Genomic DNA, 19,338 nt, shown 5'->3' with positions numbered 1-19,338 from the left:
TTATGAAAAAAATAGCACACGAAAGTTATAGTTCTGCATTAGAAACTGTAAGAAGTCTTAAGGAAAAATATGGGAGTTCATGGAATGCTATTAATCCACAGAATGCAGCAAGGATGGTTTCTCAAAATCGTTTTAAAACAGGATTAGATATTGCTAAATATACAGCAAGTATAATGAGGGAAGATATGGCAGCATATGATGCAAATTCATCTGAATATACACAATCACTTGGTTGTTGGCATGGGTTTGTTGCTCAACAAAAAATGATTTCTGTAAAAAAACATTATAAAACTACCAATAAAAGGTATTTATACCTTTCAGGTTGGATGGTTGCAGCTTTAAGATCAGAGTTTGGCCCACTTCCTGATCAGTCGATGCATGAAAAAACAGCGGTACCAGCTTTAATTGAAGAAATTTATGATTTTTTACGCCAAGCTGATGCCATTGAATTAAATGATTTATTTCGAAGGTTAGAAGCTGGTGAAAATGTACAATATGAAATAGATAATTTTGAAACACATGTTGTGCCTATTATAGCAGATATTGATGCTGGTTTTGGAAATGAAGAAGCAACGTACTTATTGGCAAAAAAAATGATCCAGGCGGGTGCTTGTGCTATTCAAATTGAAAACCAAGTTTCTGATGCAAAACAATGTGGGCACCAAGATGGTAAAGTAACAGTACCTCATGAAGATTTTATAGCTAAGTTAAATGCTATTCGATATGCATTTTTAGAATTAGGAGTTAATGATGGAATTATAGTTGCCAGAACTGATTCTGAAGGAGCTGGTTTAACTCAAAAATTACCTGTAAGTAATGAACCAGGTGATTTAGCTTCAAAATATTTAGATTTTGTTGAATGTAAAGAGGTGTCAATTGGTGAAATCAAAGAGAATGAAATATTATTGAAAAGAGGAGGGAAGTTGGTACGTCCAGTTAGATTAGCAAATGGTTTGTATAAATTTAAAGAAGGTTCAAATATAGATAGAGTGGTATTGGATTGTATAACAAGTTTACAAAATGGAGCTGATTTATTATGGATTGAAACGCCTACACCTCATGTTGGACAAATAGCTCATATGGTAAATAGGGTTAGAGAAGTTGTACCAAATGCTAAATTGGTGTATAATAATTCTCCTTCATTTAATTGGACACTTAATTTTAGAAATCAAGTATATGAAGAGATGCTTGCTGAAGGTGAGAATATGACGCCATATGACAGGAATAATTTAATGGATGAGCAATATGATGGTTCAGAATTATGTCATCGTGCTGATGAAAAAATAAAAACTTTTCAAATTGACGGGGCAAGAGAAGCTGGGATATTCCATCATTTAATTACGTTACCTACGTATCATACAACAGCTTTACATATGAATGATTTAACAAAAGGATATTTTGGAGAAGATGGTATGTTAGCTTACGTAAAAGGGGTACAAAGGCAAGAAATAAGAAAAGGAGTTGCTTGTGTAAAACACCAACGAATGGCAGGCTCTAATTTAGGAGATGATCATAAAACATTTTTTGCTGGAGATAAAGCGCTTAAAGCTGGTGGAGCAAAAAACACTTCGAATCAATTTGAAACTAAAGAAGTTAAAAAGGAAATAGGAAGTGGTAAGAAAATAGCTGTAGCGTAAGTGTAGTTATAAAGTTAAATGGAATTAAAGAGAATGTATTATTTATTATAAGTAATAAATTTTATGTTATTTTGAAGTGAAACTCCACCTTTTGGTGGAGTTTTTTGTAGTAAAGCTATTAGATTTAGGTATTAGGTTATTTCTAAAAACTCTCCATCTTCAGGAATCCAGACTTTATTTATTAATTTATTTTTTATTAAAATATTTTTTAATTTTTTTCTAGTTAATGGACAGTGATTTATTGACTCCATGTGATTTGCAATAACTTTACCATCTGTATTTTTTACAAATTTTAAAATGTCATCTACATTCATAATAAGTTTATTAAACAAGTCAAATTGAGCTGCTCCGCATGCTAGAACGCTAATTTCTGGTTTGTGGTTTTTTAAAACGTTATCTACTGAACTTGTATAAATAGTATCTGAACTTAGGTAAATCGACTTTTGATTTGGTAGTTTTATATAGAATCCGATTACATTACCCATTAATTTAGATACAAAACCATATCCATGTTTAGCAGGAATTCCCTCAATTGTACCTCCTAAAAAACTTTGTTGCTCCCAGTATTTTAATGTTTTAACTACGTTTAACCCTTTTTTTAGAAAAGCTTTTTTATCTTTTACACTACAAGTAACAGGAATGTTTTTCTGAATTAAAAACTGTATTCCTTTATTGTCAATATGATCAGGATGTTGGTGTGTAATCAAACAATGAGTTACTTTATTTAATATTGAATTGGTATTGTTTGGTAAAGAAATGGTAGGATTTTTTCTGGCCTTATACCTAAAAAGTGTAAAACTAGGCATGATTCCCTGGTCACCTAGCATTGGGTCTATTAAAATAACGTCTTTTTCGGTTTCTAAAACCATTGTAGCGTTTCTAATATGATGAATTTTTAACATACGTATAATATTTATACAAATGTCTATTCTAAATAAATAATGACCATTGATTCAAATCAAGAAATTCTTTTTCTAATACGACTCAATGTTTCAGGAGTTATGTTTAGGTATGAAGCAATATGGTATTGAGGTATAGATTGAAGCCAATCGGATTTATATATAATTAGTTCATTATATAATTCTTCTGGTGTTTTGGTAATACGGTTAAATTCAAGTAATTCTTTTTGCTTTAATAGTTTTTGAAATGACGCTTCAACAAATGATTTTCCACATTCATATTTTTTTAAAAGATTAAAAAATGATTTTCTTTCAATACTTAAAATTTCTACAGAAGAAAGACATTCTTGATTTTTAAGAGTAGTAGAGTTTTGATTAAAAGTTAATAAATCAGTAATGAATAGGGGTTTTGTATAAAAATTTATGTTGATTTCTTTCTCATGGTTTGAATAAAACTCTCTAACTAAACCTTTGTTAAGAAAGCGTAGTTGTTTTTCCTTCTCATTTTCTTTTAGTATCAAGTTTCCTTTTTTATAATGGCCTATTTTAAATAGAGAAAAAAGTTCTTCTAACCCATGTTCATTTAAGGGGTATTCAGTTTTGAAAAATTTAGATATTTCAGAAAACATTGTTGCTTTATTTAATTACTTAATAAATGTAATGGTATTCTATTTATATTCATGACTTTTAAAAAGAAATCTACAGTTTTTAAGAAAACAAACAGAGAATAAATATTAGAACTTATCTCACAGTTATTAATATTCAATTACCTGTTTTAAAAGAGTATTAATAACTGCCTAAGTTTTAGGTATAGTTGTATTACTGATTATTTTATTTCTCCTATTACTATAATTGTTGCTTTTATGAGTGAAAACTATATATTCATGACATTTTTTTTAAAATAAACTTATTAATTCTACAAATTTGAATTGTCTGACTCTATAATTATTAGTCGAGTTTATTGTGTCAGATGTTGTTTAATCATTTAATATTTAAAGTAAATAATACTGGATTTTGATTGATTGGCTATGATTGTTTTTATAGGTGGTATCCGAAAAACCTATTTTAAAAGAGTAGGAATTATTTAAAACTTTATTAATTATGGAGGCAGTGAAAACTATTAAAACTCATGAAGCAGTTGTTGAGCAACTGAAAAGTATTTTAGATGGCGATTCAGCAATGTCAAAAAGTTTGGGAGAATCATTAAAAAAGGCAGTTGAATTATCTAAATATGGTAGTCCTGATAAAAATATACCTCCTTTAAACAATGATCTTTACAAAGCAATTGATAAAGAGTTTAAAGGTAAAGGTTGGCCAGTAACTGTTGATGCTTATTATGATTATTTAGATCTTTATGTGAAAATGATTCCTAATGAAAGTAGAGATCCTGAATATCCAAATGCTTGGACAAGTGATGGAACAAAAAATGGATACAATCAAAAAGTGTATGATTTACTTTGCCAATCATATTGGTTAATAGATCAAGAAGACTCAGAAGGAAAAACAATGCAAAGCTATCCTGAATTTGCCAATTGGTTGGTGAGTTTTGCAAATGCTTGGGGTACTTTCTTAGATACTGAAGCATCATTAAATGATGAAACTTTAAAATCGTTTAAAGATGATAAAAATAGTTTAGGAGAAAGCGTTTATAATTTTCCTTTATATTCAGATAACGAAAAAAGTTGGAAAACTTTCAATCAATTTTTTTATAGAGAGTTTAATCAAGCAGATCCAAAAACAGGAATATCTCCATTACGTCCTATAGCAAGTCCTGAAGATAATACAACTATTGTGTCTCCAGCAGATTGTACTTTTAAAGCTTTTTATCCAATTGATAAAGAAGGAAATGTTGATGAAATTACATTGAAAGGAACTCATACTATTGGAACTGTAGATGAGCTATTGCAGTTTAGTAAATATGGTGAGAATTTTTATGGAGGTACATTTATACATTATTTTTTAAGTCCGTTTGATTATCATCGCTTTCATACACCAGTAAGTGGTGAAATTTTAGAAATTTTACCAGTAGAAGGTAAAGTATATTTAAATGTAGAAACTGCTTCAAATGGACAGTTTGATGCTCCAGATGGTGGAGAAAATGGATATGAGTTTACACAAGCAAGAGGATTGGTAATTATGGATGCAGGACCAGAAGTAGGAAAAGTAGCTATTTTACCAATAGGAATGTGCCAAGTATCAGGTGTTGATATGTATACTGAGCTTCAAGGCAAAAAAGTAGTTAAAGGCCAAGAGTTTGGAAAGTTTAGGTTTGGAGGGTCAGATATTATTATGTTATTTGAAAAGCCTCCACATGAGTTATATATGTTTCAACAAGATCCATCACATCAACCTATTCATTTCCAATACGGACAGACTTCTGTTTACTGGAATAGATAATAAATTAGTTAGAAAAAAGGTAGTTTTGAAACAAAACTACCTTTTTTGTTTTTTGGAAACAATAAGAAAATCAAACCCATATGCATGATGTAATAAAGGTTCTTTATAAACAGCATTTTCTAATTTATTGAACTCAAAATCTGGTTTGTTTTCTAGCTTGTTATTTTCGCTATTGTTTTTATTAATTGAAGTTTGGTGTGTAGATAATCCCTGTCCATTTTGTAAATGCCCAATTACAATTTCAAATTTATCAGTTTTATATGTTCTAGTTGAACTTATATAATAAGAAGTTAAGTCATCAGAATATTGCATACTTCTTTTAAATTCTTTGAATCTATTTAAGTTTATTAGTTGTTTTTTATTTTGATAGATTAAAAAATTCTTTTGAGTTTTTTTAGTATGAATAATTTCTAAAATTTCACATTTTTTTTGAAAATTACAAAATGAAATATATTCAGGTTCAAAAAAAGTTAAATTTTTAAATTTGCTTTTTATAGTTTGAATTCCCTTTTTGTAAGAAATTTTAAGTCCTTTAAGGTATTCGTCTTTTCTTATTTCTGATACATCTAGAGCTTCTTTAGATATTAATTTTCCATTTAAATCATAAATTCCGATAAAAGACTTTAAAGACCACGAGGTTTTAGGAAATACAAAATCATCAGTATTCTTCTTGTCTATGTATCCTCCTCTATAAATATAAACATCAAAAGTTATTATTTTTGAATTACTTATACCAATAGGAAATATTTTAAATTGAGTTGTAGATAGGCATGCGAATGATACAGAGGCGTATAATGAAAAGTAGAGTAGTAGTGTGAATTTCATTTTCATTCTTCAGTAGTTTTTTTAATTATGCTTTTTTTATATCTAATTTCATCATAATGTCAGTTTGTTTGTCATTACCAAGCATAAAAACATGCTTATCAAAAGCAATAAAATTATTTTTTTCATAAAAGCGAATGGCCTTATAGTTTTGTTCCCAAACTCCTAACCAAATATATTTTATATGATTTCTTGTGGCTATTTCAATTGTTTTCTCATAAAGGGCTTGTCCAATTTTTTTACGATGAAATTCTTTTAACACATAAATACGTTCAATTTCTAGTGCGTTTTCATCTTTTATTTCAGTTTGAGCTTCTTTGAAATTTACCTTTAAATATCCTACAATTATTTTGTTAAGTATAGCAAAGTAAAATTCAATTTTTGGATTGGTTAAATCATTTGTAATTTTTTCAGTAGAAAATTCATTTTCCAAATATTTAGCCATATTTTCATAGCTGTTTTTAGAAGAATAAGTTTCAATAAAAGTCAATTTACTTATTTCTTTTAAGCTTTCAATATCTTGAATCGTTACTTTTTTAATTGTCATTAAACCAAATATAATCATTTTGTTTGGTAATTAATTTTCAATTTTCTCTAGATTAGAATCAATTTCATTTTCACTAAAACCTAAAAATGTCATTTCGTACAATGAGTGTGCAATTATTTCAGCATTTGTGAAATTTTTTAAACTAATTGGGTGAATTTTCATGGCAAGCCATTTTTTCCAATTTATAGCTGAAATATTATATGAATTACCTAACTCATTAATTTCACCAATTCCAGAAACTCTAATATAAAAATCTTCGCCTTCAATTTCTACTTTCTGTATAAAAAGAATAAATTCATTTTCTACAATAGGAAGATTATTTAACTCTATAAATACTTTTTTAAAATCTGGAAGTGAATTTTTCAATTCAGGATAATATTTTATTAACTCAAGTTGAATATCTTCCCAGTTACAATTGTTTATTATGTTTTTTAAAATCAAATTTTTAATAATTATGAGGTATAGTTAATTAATAACTTAAAAGGTGTTCTATTCAAATTAAATAAAAAAGTATTTATTTTTTTGATATTTCTAGTGCTTTTTCAAATGATTTGACAGCTTTTGTAATATCACTTTCTGTTGTTGCCCAAGAGCAAATACTAACTCTCATTACTTTTTTTTCAAACCATATTGAACCTCCTAACCAACATTCTCTTAACTGTTGAATATTAAGTAAAACATTCTCTGTAATTTTATCTGAATCACATCTTACAATTACTTGATTAAAAACAATTTCATTTTCAACATAAAAGCCAGTTATTTTTTCTATTTCATTGGCAAACTGTTTAGCTCTTTGGTTCATTGTTAAAATCATTTCATCGATTCCTTTTTTTCCTAGATATTTCATTATTGACCATAACTCTATTATTCTAGCTCTACGAGACATTTCAGGAGTATAAAACATTCCATCCCTTTCCGAGCTTTCTACAATATAACTACCAGACATATGAAGTGCAGAAGTCATAGCTTCTTGATCTGCACATAGTATAATTCCACAATCATACGGAGTATTTAATGTTTTATGACCATCTACAGCCCAAGAGGAAGCATTTTCAAGCCCTTTAGTTAAATATTTTAATTCATTTACTGCTTCGGCCCATAATCCGAAGGCTCCATCAATATGTACCCAAGTATTGGCTTTTTTAGCTTTTTTACAAATAATTTCAAAATTATCGAAAGCTCCACTGTTTACATTACCAGCCTGTAATACCAAAATAGTGTTTGCATCCAATTCAGGAATTTCTTCGGGTATAATTCTCCCTTGTTTATCTACATCTACCCATTCTATATTTTCTTTGCCTAAGCCTAAAATACCTACAGCTTTTAAAACTGTAGAATGTGCTTGTTTACTTGTAACAATTCTTATTTTGGGTGAATTTCTAAGCCCTTTTTCATTGATGTTCCAATTGTTTCTTTCCAAAATTCGATATCTAGCAGCAGCTAAACCACATAAGTTTGCTGTTGATGTTCCACTAACAAATCCTGCTGAGGTTTTTTTTGGTAAATTAAATAAATTAACAAGCCATTTTTCTACAACAGATTCTAATTTACTACCAATGGGAGAAAGAACATTCATTGCTGGTGCTTGATCCCAGTATGTGCCTAGACTTTTTGCAGCTAATCCTACCGGAACAGCACTCCCAGCTACAAAACCAAAATACCTACCACCTAATGTTGCAGTAGTAGCTGGGTTACCATATGTATTTAATTGCTCAATAACTTTTGTAGCTTTTGTTGAATTTTCAGGAAGTTCTTCATTAAAAACAGACAAATTATCTAGTGCTTCTTCTGAAGGATAAACGTTCCTATTAAAAATAGAATTTAAATATTCATACGAATATTGTTGCACTTGGTTAAATATTTCTTTGCTTCTAATTTCTTGAAACATTTTATTTTGAATTTCACTCATTTTTTCTAATTAGTATTAACAATTTATTACCTATTCACTAGATTATTTTAATCATAGTGATTGAATTTTATCTAATAAAGATTTAGATGTATCGATTGAAGTTTTAATGCTTACTATAATAAATACTAATATTTTTGGTCATCAATAGATTTTGTAATTGTAGATTCTATATCGCCAGTATGTTTTGCAGATTTAGATTCAATAAGCATGATTAAACAATCTTCAGATGAAGAAACTCTATGGTTAACACCTTTTGGTACAACAAATAAATCGCCAGTATTCATTACAAAATTAGGTTTATTTTCTATTTCCATTAAAAGAGAACCTTCAATAATATAAAATAACTCATCTTCTTTATCATGATTGTGCCAGGGAATTTCTTGACCTTTAATTTTTGCTATTTTAACGTATTCATCATTAACTTCAGAAATTATTTTAGGGGAAAAATAGTTTTGTAATTTATTAGCCTCTTTATTTAATTCTATTTTCATAATTTAAAAGTTAGTTTAGGTTTAATTTCATTTTAATATCACTTCGTTCATATGGAGAGTCTTCTTCAACAGGAATTTCAATGAAGTTATATTTCCTATAAATATAAATAGCGTTTTCAAGTTTTCTATTAGAGTATAATATTAAGCTCTTAAAGTTATTTTTAGTAGCAAAGTCAATGCAATGTTGCATTAATTGTTGACCAATTTTATGGCCTCTGTAATTTGGTGACACTGCCATTTTTGTTAACTCATAAGTCCCATCTTTTGGCATTAGAGCAACGGTTCCAACAATTTCAGCACCTAATTTTGCAAAGAAAATATGACCTCCTTTATTAATAATATATTTTTCAGGATTACTTAATACTTCTTCATCAAAAGCTTCTACATAAAAGAAGGATTTTAACCATTCAATATTTAAGTTGTAAAAAGAAGTTGAGTACTCATTTTTAAAATCTACAATTTCAATTGTTTTTGTTGTTGTATTCATTTTTACATGTTCAATTATCGCTTGACTAAAATCTTTTTGATTAAATTTTTCTTCTAAAATATTTAGATGTTCAATTAATGAATTTGATTGTATAGCGGTGTATTCTTTAATAATATGTTCAATACTTTCCCAAAGTGGAGTTATCTTTTGTATTAGTTCAATTCCTTTTTTTGATAAGAAAATAATTTTCTTTCTCTTATCATGTTTATCTTCTTTTAGTATTATAAGTTGTTTTTTTATCAGTTTGTTAAGAGTTTGAGTAGTTGCGGGTTGTGATGTTTTTAAACTAGCATTAATCTCAGTATTCGTAACACCATTTTTATTTTTAATGATTTTGAAAACAGGAAATAAATAGGGGTCGAAATCTATATTGAATTCGTTATATACTAGTTGAGTTTCTCGCATCATATAGTCACTAACTCTTTTAAGTCGTGACCCCATGCCAATTTCTCCTATACCTTTTAATGCGTCTATCATATTTTAAATAAGTATTTATATAAGTACTTATGCAAATATATGAATTTTTAATATCAAATTAATTTATATAAGTATAAATAATATTTTCCATAAAATTATATACCATGGAAAATAAAATGTATATTTGCATTAAATTTAAAATATAATACAATGAATAAGAATAAAATTATTTTTTACGTATCAACAGGTTTATTGACTTTGTTAATGTTGTTTTCAGCAGGAATGTATTTTTTTAATCATGCAGAAGTTGCAGGAATGTTCACAGGATTTGGATATCCAACTTATATAATATATCCATACGCAATTGCAAAAATTTTAGGTTTAATTGCCATTTGGTTTTTTAAAGGAAAGTTTTTCAGAGAATGGGCGTATGCAGGATTCTTTTTTGCTTTTATTTTGGCGTTTTTTGCGCATGTAATGATTTCAGATGGTGGGCAATTTGCAGCTTTAGTGGCATTAATTTTATTGGTTGTTTCATATATCTTTGATAAGAAAGCATAATATGGCAACAACAGTTTCTAAAGTAACATTGAGTAATCGTGATTATTTAGCTGAGTCTAAAATGAGAAATCACTTTGTAGTTATAGATGAACCAACTAATAAAGGAGGTGATGATAACGGTCCTACACCAGTTGAGTATTTATTAACAGCAATAGGTGGATGTGTATCAATAACACTTAGGATGTATGCAAAACACAAAGGGTGGGATTTAGGTAAAATAACAGTTAATGTTTATCAAAAGGAAAAATTAACTTCTGAAGGTGTACAAAAAATATTAGAAGAAGAAATTTCTTTTGAAAAAGAAGTAACCGATAAACAAAGAAAAAGATTATTGGAAATAGCTGGTAAATGTCCAGTAGCAAAAATGGTAAAGGGTGAAACACCTATAATTTCAAAAATTAAATAAAAAATGAAAAAAGTAGTGGTATTTGCAGGTAGTAATAGTGTTAATTCAATTAATAAACAATTAGCAGAGTATGCAAGTAGTTTGTTAAATAATGTTGAAGTATCAGTTTTAGATTTAAATGATTTTACACTTCCAGTTTACGGAATTGATGAAGAAACAAATAATGGTATTCCAAAAAATGCAAGTAAGTTCTTAGATGAAATTCATGGTGCTGATGGTATTATACTTTCTTTAGCAGAGCATAATGGTAATTTTTCAGCAGTTTTTAAAAATACGTACGATTGGATGTCAAGAATTCAGCAAAAATTGTGGAATAATATTCCAATGCTTTTAATGGCAACTTCACCTGGGGCTAGAGGAGGAAGTTCAGTTCTATCTATAGCAAAAGCTGGTTTTCCTTATATGGGAGGAAGAATTGTAGCAGATTTTTCTTTACCCTCTTTTTCTGAAAATTTTAAAGACGGTGGTTTAATTAATGAAGAGTATAATGACCAACTAAAAGAATTGGTTAATAAGTTAAAAACTTCATTATAATTTGAGTTTACATATTATGAATTGTAAATATATTCCTTGGTAATTATTTAAGGTTTTTATAATTTTGTAAGAGAAAAAATAAAAGAAATGGGAGATATTTCAAAAGACATTAAATCAACGTTTCCAAATGATAAAGTAAAAGCTTTTATTAATATTAAATATACTGCAAATTGGTTGACGAGTAAGGAGAATGAATTTTTTAAACCTTATGGTATTTCACCACAGCAATATAATATTCTTAGAATTTTACGAGGAGCAGGTAAGCCAGTAAAAGTACAATTAATAAAAGATAGAATGATTGAACGTGCACCCAATGCAACACGTTTAATGGATAAATTATGTGATAAAAAGTTTATAGAAAGATATAGATGCAATACAGATAGAAGAGTAGTGTTTATAAAAATTTCTGAAAGTGGTTTAACATTACTATCTGATATTGGTAATACCATTGAATTTGATTTTTTTGAAAATTTAACTGAAGAAGAAGCTGTACAGTTAAGTGATTTATTAGATAAATTAAGATAAAAAAATAAAATGGATTTAAAAATAGTTCATAAAATAAGTGAGAGTCCTATAGTAAATATGGGGAATATTAGGTTACGACAACCTTTGCCAGTTGAAGGTATAGAAATGGTTGATCCTTTTTTATTACTTCACCATTATGGGCCTTATGCTATTAGTCCTTTTAATAATCCTTTTGATGTAGGTGCACATCCTCATAGAGGTTTTGAACCAATAACTTTATTATTTAAAGGAGAACAGTTGCATAGAGATTCTTTAGGTAACGAAGTGATTGTAGAAGCAGGTGATGTTCAATGGGTAACAGCAGGTAGAGGAATTGTACATTCTGAAGGACCTACAAAAGAATTTATTGAAAAAACCGGAGATTTAGAAGGAATCCAATTGTGGCTTAATCTTCCTGCTAATAAAAAAATGATTCCTGCTAACTATCAGCATATTAAAGCATCACAGATACCTATTGTTGAAAATATTGATAAAAGTATTTTATTAAAAGTAATTGCTGGAGGGCAGAAGAATAAACAAGGGTTAATAAAAACGCAAACTTCAGTAAATGTATTCACTATTGAAGCTAAAAATAACGGAGAAATTGAGTTTGATGTTCCTGAAGGTCATAAAGCACTTGTGTATTTATTACAAGGTAAAGCTATTATAAATAAAGAAACGACTTTATTGAAAGGTGAAAACCAAATGATAACTTTTAAAGAAGAAGGAAGTAGGATTGAGTTAGAAGCTGAAAAAGGAAGTGTATTGTTGTTCCTTTCTGGTGAACCAATTAAAGAGAAAGTAACATCTTGGGGGCCCTATGTAATGAATTCACAAACTGAAATAATGGAAGCTTTAAGAGATTATAAACAAGGTAAAATGGGTTTTCTATATTAGAAATTAATATTTAAATAGTTTTTATAAAAGTTATGCACTTAAAAATCTCAGCGTTAAATTTAACGTTGAGATTTTTTATTTAAGTAAAAGAAGTATAGGGTAATAACTAATAAAAATTAGTGCAAAACCTTTTGTAGTATTTAATTAATTTTCAATATTTTGTAAACAACTAAAAACTATAACCAAACATTATGATTAACCCTATTTTCTTATCAGAAACAAACAAAGCTGATGCAGAAGCAACATTGAATGATTTATTCAATGATCCAGTTGTAATATTATTAGTAATAGGTAATAGCAATACAGCTGAAACAGTTTTAACAAAAATATCTTCTTTAATTAATTCAGATGATCATTTTTTTAAAGGAGTTCGTGTAGTTCAGGCCAAGAACCCTATATTGCTAAATGACTTATTGAGTAGTCTACATGTAAATCCTAGATTAGATACAATAAAATGGGATGCTATTCAAGAATACATCTTTTTTTCAATTACTAATGTTTTTAATAATATTGGAGATGCAGTGTTAACACAAAAGTATGCTAATAAGCCTATGTATTATATAGAAAGATCAATTTTTAGAGCCTGGGCATTTGATAAAAATTTAAGTATTTAAAAAAGAAAAGATGAAAGCATCACATTATATTTTTTTAGTTTTATTACTCATACAAAGTATAACTAGTATAGGACAAGAAAAAGTTATTTCAGTTTTGGAAAGAGATAGAGATGGCGGTTACGAAAAAAACAAGGATGATTATAAAAATAACATAGTTGTTGATATTAATAGTGTTTTACAAATTGATCTAAATAAAAATGTAATTTTAGAAAAAGCAAGACAAAACACAAATGGAGTTTCAACTAGTATTGTAGAAAAAATAAAGTTTTTCACTAAAATATTGGAGTCTAGGAAAAGTCTTTTAAAATCATTTAATGCTACTTTGAGTGCTTATAATTACAATGAATTTAAAGAAGATACTAGTAATGAAAAAAACAAGGAATGGGCTAGAGAAATGAGTAAAATAGCCAGAGACGTTATTGATTTAGCTGATATTTTAAAAGAGGAGAATGTTAATTTTCAAAGGTACAGGTTGGAATACATGTATGATGCAGCTCAAAAAGAATTAGATAAATTAATAAAGGAACTTGAAGAATATGCAGATAAAGAAGGTGTTTATGTTCAATTTGGTGCTTGGTTATCTAATAATGGGCAAACAGAGTCATTACACTTACCTGGTTTTGACTCTATAGCACCTAAAAAACCGTATGAGGTACAACGTTGGCAAATTTTACCTACTGAAGAACAGTTAAAAGAATTTGAAGAATTCAGTAAATTAACTCAGGAGAATAAAACTAGTGGACTTACGGCTTTAAAAAATATAGTATATAATCAATTAACTTATTTAAAAAAGATATTTTCTAATGAATTAGAAATGCTTGTAAATCAAATTAATGAAGATTTAAGAGCGCTACCTGTTGCAACAGAGGTAAATCAAATTATTGTTGATTTTACTAGTTTTAAAAGCGATTTAGAAGTTTTTGAGAAAGAAATTAAAGAACGAGTTACTTATTATGAAAATTTAACATTTAATAATCAGAGTATTGTTTTTCAAGTGATATCTCAAATTAAAAATGATATAGATTTAATAGATAAAGAAGGAAAGAAACTTTTAATAAAGAGTACTTCATTATATACTAAAATTAAAGCGTTAGGAAGTCATGAAAATTTAGAGAGTACAGTAAATAAATTAAAAGATAATTTAGATTCATGGATAAGAATTGCCTTTAACAATGAAATTGTAGGTGCTATAAATGAACTATTATCAGGGACACCTATTGATTTTTCATTGTTGAAATTTAGTAATAAAGTATTTAAATTATCATTAAAGGATATACCTAAGCAAACGGATTTAGATTTAATAACTACAGGAAAAAGAAAAAGTGGAGATAGAATTGCTTTTAAGTTAGAAGTTAATTCAAAGAAAAAATTATTATATAGTGAAAATAGAGAGGTTTATATGTATAAAGTTCTTCCTCATTTAGAAGGATCTGTAGGTGTTATTTTTGCTGATCCATTAGCAAATACTGAAGTAAAAACGCAGTTTCAAATGGCACCATATTATAATTTAATTTTTAAAGGTATTTGGGATCAAAAAGCACGAAGAAAAAGTGTCACTTATAATAGAATTTTTGATTGGGGAGTAGGTTTACATATGTCTGCACCAGATTTTGATGCTGATGATGTTCCCGAGTTAGGAGTTGGTGTTGTAGTTTCTTTACTTCATGATTATGTGCAGTCTGGGATAGCTATTAATGTATTTACTGGTGATCCTTATTGGTTTTTTGGACTAAAATTACCAGTACCTTCATTTAACATTGGTACAGTAAGATCTACGAATAATTAATTATTACAGAATAAAAAAAGAGCGCATCTTGCGCTCTTTTTTTATTTATATAAAAATGTTTTCTGATTTTTTTATAAATGAATTACTTCATCATAAGCATCAGCAACAGCTTCCATTACCGCTTCACTCATAGTAGGGTGAGGGTGAATAGCTTTTAAAACTTCATGTCCTGTAGTTTCTAATTTACGACCTAAAACTGCTTCTGCAATCATATCTGTAACACCAGCTCCAATCATATGGCAACCTAACCATTCACCATATTTAGCATCGAAAATTACTTTAACAAAACCATCTGGAGTTCCAGCTGCTTTTGCTTTTCCTGATGCAGAGAATGGGAATTTACCAACTTTTAATTCATAACCAGCTTCTTTTGCCTTGGCCTCAGTTAATCCAACTGAAGCAATTTCTGGAGTAGCATAGGTACAACCAGGAATGTTTCCATAGTCAATAGCTTCTGTATGTAAACCTGCTAATTTTTCAACACAAGTAATTCCTTCAGCAGAAGCAACGTGAGCAAGTGCAGGCCCAGGAGTTACATCACCAATTGCGTAGTATCCAGGGATATTAGTTTGATACCAATCGTTTACTAAAATTTTATCTCTATCAGTAATAATTCCAACATCTTCTAAACCAATGTTTTCGATGTTAGTTTTAATACCAACAGCGGATAATACGATGTCAGCTTCTAAAATTTGTTCTCCTTTTTTAGTTTTAACTGTTGCTTTTACTCCTTCTCCAGAAGTATCTACAGATTCAACAGAAGAACTTGTCATTATTTTAATACCTGATTTCTTAAAAGAACGTTCCATTTGTTTAGAAACATCTTTATCTTCAACAGGAACAATAGTTGGCATAAATTCAACGATAGTTACCTCAGTTCCCATAGAATTATAGAAGTGTGCAAACTCAACACCAATAGCACCAGAACCTACAACAATCATAGACTTTGGTTGTTTTGGCAAACTCATAGCTTCACGGTAACCAATTACTTTTTTACCATCTTGAGGTAAGTTTGGTAACACTCTTGAACGAGCACCTGTAGCTATAATAATAGTATCAGCACTATATTCAGTAACAGTTCCATCTTCAGCAGTAACATCTACTTTTTTACCAGTTTTTACTTTACCAAAACCATCAATGATGTCAATTTTATTTTTCTTCATTAAGAACTGAACTCCTTTGCTCATTCCTTCAGCAACACCACGACTACGTTTAATTACAGCTTCAAAGTCTTTATCAATAGCTTCAGCTTTTAAACCATACTCGTCAACATGTTTTAAATAATCATATACTTGAGCAGATTTTAATAAAGCTTTTGTAGGAATACATCCCCAGTTTAAGCAAATTCCACCTAAGTTTTCTTTTTCTATTACAGCAGTTTTAAAGCCTAATTGAGATGCTCTAATAGCTGTTACATAACCTCCAGGACCACTTCCGATTATTAATACGTCGTATTTCATGTCGTTTATTTTACTTGTTGTTTGTTATATTATTATTCTACGGTTTCAATGATTTTACTAATAAAAATCACAAATAAATTGTTTTGGGCGTTTTAACGGGCTTTCCTCTATATCTTTTTAAAACGTGTCATTACGAAGTTTACTTTTTTGTAAACTGTGGTAATCTCTTAATCCTATGAGATTACTTCGTCCCTTGTCCTCGTAAAGACGCTTACTTTATAATGTTTTAAAAAGGATGCCGCCCTAATCCCTAACGCAGGAATACCTGCTAACTTTTCTACATTCTTTCAGGAACCTGAATTCCTAATAAATTAAATGCAGACTTTATAGTATTAGCAACTTTTTTAGCTAGCTGAACTCTAAATGTTTTTTTATCTTGATCTTCTTCTCCTAAAATATGTACGTTTTGGTAGAAAGAATTAAACTCTTTAACCAATTCGTAGGTGTAATTTGCAATAACTGCTGGTGAATAATTATTAGCAGCTTGCTGAATTATTTCAGGATATAATTCTAATTGCTTAATTAATTCTTTTTCTTTATCGTGTAATTCAATAGCTACAGGTTGAGAATAATCAAAAGTTGCTTTTCTTATAATTGATTGAATTCTAGCATAGGTGTATTGAATAAAAGGCCCTGTATTTCCTTGAAAATCTACCGAAGATTTTGGATCAAATAAAATTCTCTTTTTAGGATCTACTTTTAAGATAAAATATTTTAAAGCTCCTAATCCAATAATTTTATACAATTCTTCTTTCTCTTCATTAGAATACCCTTCTAATTTCCCTAGTTCTTGAGAAATAGTACGCGCTGTATCAGTCATTTCATCCATTAAATCATCTGCATCTACTACTGTACCTTCACGAGATTTCATTTTTCCAGAAGGTAAATCAACCATTCCGTAACTTAAATGATGTAGTTGACTAGCCCAAGAATACCCTAACTTTTTAAGAATTAAGAATAATACTTTAAAGTGATAATCTTGTTCATTACCAACTGTATATACCATTCCACCAACATCAGGCATGTCTTTAGAACGTTGAATGGCAGTACCAATATCTTGCGTCATATAAACAGCAGTTCCATCAGAACGTAATACTAGTTTTTCATCTAAACCTTCATCAGTTAAATTACACCAAACAGAACCATCTTCCTTTTTTAAAAAAACATTCGTTTTTAACCCCTCTTCAATAACATCTTTACCTAATAAGTAAGTATTACTCTCGTAGTATAATTTATCGAAATCTACACCTATATTTTTATAAGTAACATCGAAACCTTTATACACCCATCCATTCATAGTTTCCCATAAGGCTACAACTTCTTCATCACCAGATTCCCATTTACGAAGCATTTCTTGAGCTTCTATAAATAATGGAGCTTGCTTTTTTGCATCATCTTCAGAAATACCAGAAGCAATTAACGCAGCAATCTCTTTTTTATATTCTTGGTCAAACTTCACATAATAATTACCTACTAATTTATCACCTTTTAAACCTGTTGAGTTTGGAGTTTCTCCGTTACCGAACTTTTCCCAAGCCAACATAGACTTACAAATATGAATACCACGATCATTAATAATCTGAGTTTTGTAAACTTTCTTTCCAGATGCTTTTAATATTTCAGCAACCGAATATCCAAGTAACACATTTCTAACATGCCCTAAATGTAAAGGTTTGTTGGTGTTAGGAGATGAATATTCAACCATACGAGCATCAATCTTGTTTTCATTTACAAAGCCATATGAAGTGTTAGTTGAAATTTGGTTAAAGAAGTTTACATAAAAAGAATCGTCAATTACTAAATTTAAAAAACCTTTAACTACATTATAATTAGTTATTTCTTCTATGTTTTCTACTAAGTACTTACCTAAATCTTCACCAATTTGAACTGGATTTCCTTTTTTGTACCGCAGTAAAGGGAACACAACAACAGTGATGTCTCCTTCAAAATCTTTACGAGTTGCTTGAAATTCAACACTTGGAATTTCAATATTATACAAGGCTAAAAATCCTTCTTTTACTTTAGTTTCTATTAAGGTTTGAATACTCATTATTTATTAAAAATTGATGTGCAAAATTACATAATTTATTTGGATGATATTTAAAGTGATTCTAACAATTTATATAGGTATTTTTGCAATGATTTAAAATGCTAAAAAGGCGTCTAGTTTTCTTTTAGATTTTAAGAAAATAATTAATAGAATTATAGTTATATTTAAACTGTTGAATGATGGATAAAGATTTAGAAAATTTAGAGAAATTAGCAAAAGACGCTTTAGAAGAGAATAAAAAATATTTTCAACTTTTAAAAAAGAGAACGCCAAAACGTTTAGATTTAATTGTTAGAGAGATTCATGATGAAGAGTTTGAAAAAACCGATTGTTTAGATTGTGGTAATTGTTGCAAAACAACATCTCCAATTTTTACTGATAAAGATATTGAACGAGTAGCAAAACATTTAAAAATGAAAGTTCATAACTTTGTTGATCAATATTTAGAAAGAGATTCAGACGATTTTATGGTGTTGAAATCTGCACCCTGTACTTTTTTAGATGAACGAGATAATTCTTGTTATATTTATGATGTTCGGCCAAAGGCATGCGCTGAATATCCACATACCAATCGTAAAAAGTTTGCTCAAATTTCAGATTTAACAATAAACAATACTGAGATTTGCCCTGCTACTTATAGAATTGTTGAAGAATTAAAAAAGCGCTTACCTTTAAAATCTAATGAAAAAGTTAGAAGATCACCTAGAGCTAAAAAGCAACGATAGAATTTTTAGTGTAATGAATTGGTGTAAGGGTTGTTATTTTTAATTTTAAGAAGCTTGAATATAACTTAGTAAAAAATAAAAAGATAGATATTTAGAAAAATATTTTTCAACTTTAAGTAAGTCAGAGCGAGAATTATGTAGCTTTATAAAATTAGGGTTATCAAATAAAATAATATCTACTCTTAGAAATGTATT

At 28.8% G+C, this 19,338-nt stretch carries 20 protein-coding genes; 10 read left to right on the top strand and 10 right to left on the bottom strand.

Features of this window, described 5'->3' with window-relative positions:
* The first annotated feature begins 2 nt into the window (after positions 1-2).
* The gene (locus BLV71_RS15810) at positions 3-1,637 is read left to right on the top strand and encodes an isocitrate lyase (RefSeq protein WP_093871482.1); all 1,635 of its coding nucleotides are present in this window, start codon (positions 3-5) and stop codon (positions 1,635-1,637) included.
* Positions 1,638-1,768: 131 nt separating this feature from the next.
* On the opposite strand, the gene BLV71_RS15805 is transcribed toward BLV71_RS15810, so the two are convergent.
* Both BLV71_RS15805 and BLV71_RS15800 read right to left on the bottom strand, forming a co-directional pair.
* Positions 1,769-2,539 carry an MBL fold metallo-hydrolase gene (locus BLV71_RS15805; RefSeq protein WP_093871481.1) on the bottom strand — a complete coding sequence of 257 codons (771 nt, stop codon included), beginning with the start codon at positions 2,537-2,539 and terminating at the stop codon, positions 1,769-1,771.
* Positions 2,540-2,595: 56 nt separating this feature from the next.
* On the bottom strand, positions 2,596-3,165 hold the full coding sequence (locus BLV71_RS15800) for a Crp/Fnr family transcriptional regulator (protein ID WP_093871480.1): 570 nt from the start codon (positions 3,163-3,165) through the stop codon (positions 2,596-2,598).
* A 472-nt stretch (positions 3,166-3,637) separates the two neighbouring features.
* Between BLV71_RS15800 and BLV71_RS15795 the strand changes: the two genes are divergently transcribed.
* Positions 3,638-4,933 (top strand): phosphatidylserine decarboxylase, encoded by a 1,296-nt coding sequence (locus BLV71_RS15795; RefSeq protein ID WP_093871479.1) that lies wholly within the window; start codon positions 3,638-3,640, stop codon positions 4,931-4,933.
* A gap of 36 nt (positions 4,934-4,969) precedes the next feature.
* Here BLV71_RS15795 and BLV71_RS15790 read toward each other — a convergent pair whose 3' ends face one another.
* The 6 genes from BLV71_RS15790 to BLV71_RS19075 form a co-directional block, all read right to left on the bottom strand.
* Positions 4,970-5,764, bottom strand: a complete 795-nt coding sequence (locus BLV71_RS15790; RefSeq protein WP_093871478.1) for a hypothetical protein — start codon at positions 5,762-5,764, stop codon at positions 4,970-4,972.
* A gap of 19 nt (positions 5,765-5,783) precedes the next feature.
* On the bottom strand, positions 5,784-6,320 hold the full coding sequence (locus tag BLV71_RS15785) for a GNAT family N-acetyltransferase (protein ID WP_233487109.1): 537 nt from the start codon (positions 6,318-6,320) through the stop codon (positions 5,784-5,786).
* A gap of 12 nt (positions 6,321-6,332) precedes the next feature.
* Complete coding sequence (locus BLV71_RS15780; protein ID WP_093871476.1) at positions 6,333-6,743, bottom strand: DUF6557 family protein; 411 nt, start codon at positions 6,741-6,743, stop codon at positions 6,333-6,335.
* Between the two features lie 73 nt (positions 6,744-6,816).
* Entirely contained in the window at positions 6,817-8,211 is a 1,395-nt protein-coding gene (locus BLV71_RS15775; RefSeq protein ID WP_093871475.1) for a pyridoxal phosphate-dependent decarboxylase family protein, read from the bottom strand.
* Positions 8,212-8,336: 125 nt separating this feature from the next.
* Complete coding sequence (locus tag BLV71_RS15770) at positions 8,337-8,702, bottom strand: cupin domain-containing protein (protein WP_093871474.1); 366 nt, start codon at positions 8,700-8,702, stop codon at positions 8,337-8,339.
* 10 nt (positions 8,703-8,712) lie between these two features.
* Positions 8,713-9,666, bottom strand: coding sequence for a bifunctional helix-turn-helix transcriptional regulator/GNAT family N-acetyltransferase (locus tag BLV71_RS19075; protein ID WP_093871473.1), 954 nt, complete (start codon positions 9,664-9,666; stop codon positions 8,713-8,715).
* 150 nt (positions 9,667-9,816) lie between these two features.
* Here BLV71_RS19075 and BLV71_RS15760 point away from each other — a divergent pair, with 150 nt between their 5' ends.
* The 7 genes from BLV71_RS15760 (at position 9,817) to BLV71_RS15730 (ending at position 14,908) form a co-directional block, all read left to right on the top strand.
* Positions 9,817-10,167 carry a DoxX family protein gene (locus tag BLV71_RS15760; protein ID WP_093871472.1) on the top strand — a complete coding sequence of 117 codons (351 nt, stop codon included), beginning with the start codon at positions 9,817-9,819 and terminating at the stop codon, positions 10,165-10,167.
* A 1-nt stretch (position 10,168) separates the two neighbouring features.
* Positions 10,169-10,573, top strand: a complete 405-nt coding sequence (locus tag BLV71_RS15755) for an OsmC family protein (protein WP_093871471.1) — start codon at positions 10,169-10,171, stop codon at positions 10,571-10,573.
* Positions 10,574-10,576: 3 nt separating this feature from the next.
* Positions 10,577-11,107 (top strand): NADPH-dependent FMN reductase, encoded by a 531-nt coding sequence (locus tag BLV71_RS15750; protein ID WP_093871470.1) that lies wholly within the window; start codon positions 10,577-10,579, stop codon positions 11,105-11,107.
* 87 nt (positions 11,108-11,194) lie between these two features.
* Positions 11,195-11,632 (top strand): MarR family winged helix-turn-helix transcriptional regulator, encoded by a 438-nt coding sequence (locus BLV71_RS15745; RefSeq protein ID WP_093871469.1) that lies wholly within the window; start codon positions 11,195-11,197, stop codon positions 11,630-11,632.
* 9 nt (positions 11,633-11,641) lie between these two features.
* Entirely contained in the window at positions 11,642-12,508 is an 867-nt protein-coding gene (locus tag BLV71_RS15740) for a pirin family protein (protein WP_093871468.1), read from the top strand.
* A 191-nt stretch (positions 12,509-12,699) separates the two neighbouring features.
* Entirely contained in the window at positions 12,700-13,122 is a 423-nt protein-coding gene (locus BLV71_RS15735) for a hypothetical protein (protein ID WP_093871467.1), read from the top strand.
* Between the two features lie 10 nt (positions 13,123-13,132).
* Positions 13,133-14,908, top strand: coding sequence for a hypothetical protein (locus tag BLV71_RS15730; RefSeq protein WP_093871466.1), 1,776 nt, complete (start codon positions 13,133-13,135; stop codon positions 14,906-14,908).
* A gap of 71 nt (positions 14,909-14,979) precedes the next feature.
* On the opposite strand, the gene lpdA is transcribed toward BLV71_RS15730, so the two are convergent.
* Together lpdA and argS are read right to left on the bottom strand one after the other, a co-directional pair.
* On the bottom strand, positions 14,980-16,368 hold the full coding sequence (gene lpdA / locus BLV71_RS15725) for a dihydrolipoyl dehydrogenase (protein WP_093871465.1): 1,389 nt from the start codon (positions 16,366-16,368) through the stop codon (positions 14,980-14,982).
* A 277-nt stretch (positions 16,369-16,645) separates the two neighbouring features.
* Entirely contained in the window at positions 16,646-18,418 is a 1,773-nt protein-coding gene (gene argS, locus BLV71_RS15720; RefSeq protein ID WP_093871464.1) for an arginine--tRNA ligase, read from the bottom strand.
* 179 nt (positions 18,419-18,597) lie between these two features.
* On the opposite strand from argS, the gene BLV71_RS15715 reads away from it, so the two are divergent.
* A complete protein-coding gene (locus BLV71_RS15715; protein WP_093871463.1) occupies positions 18,598-19,143 on the top strand; it encodes a YkgJ family cysteine cluster protein in 546 nt (181 codons plus the stop codon).
* Positions 19,144-19,338: the final 195 nt, after the last annotated feature.

Origin of the sequence: Tenacibaculum sp. MAR_2010_89 (assembly GCF_900105985.1) — a bacterium.
Taxonomy (GTDB): domain Bacteria; phylum Bacteroidota; class Bacteroidia; order Flavobacteriales; family Flavobacteriaceae; genus Polaribacter; species Polaribacter halocynthiae.
Note: the sequence above shows the minus strand (reverse complement) of the source record. Positions and strands in the feature narration are given on the sequence as shown.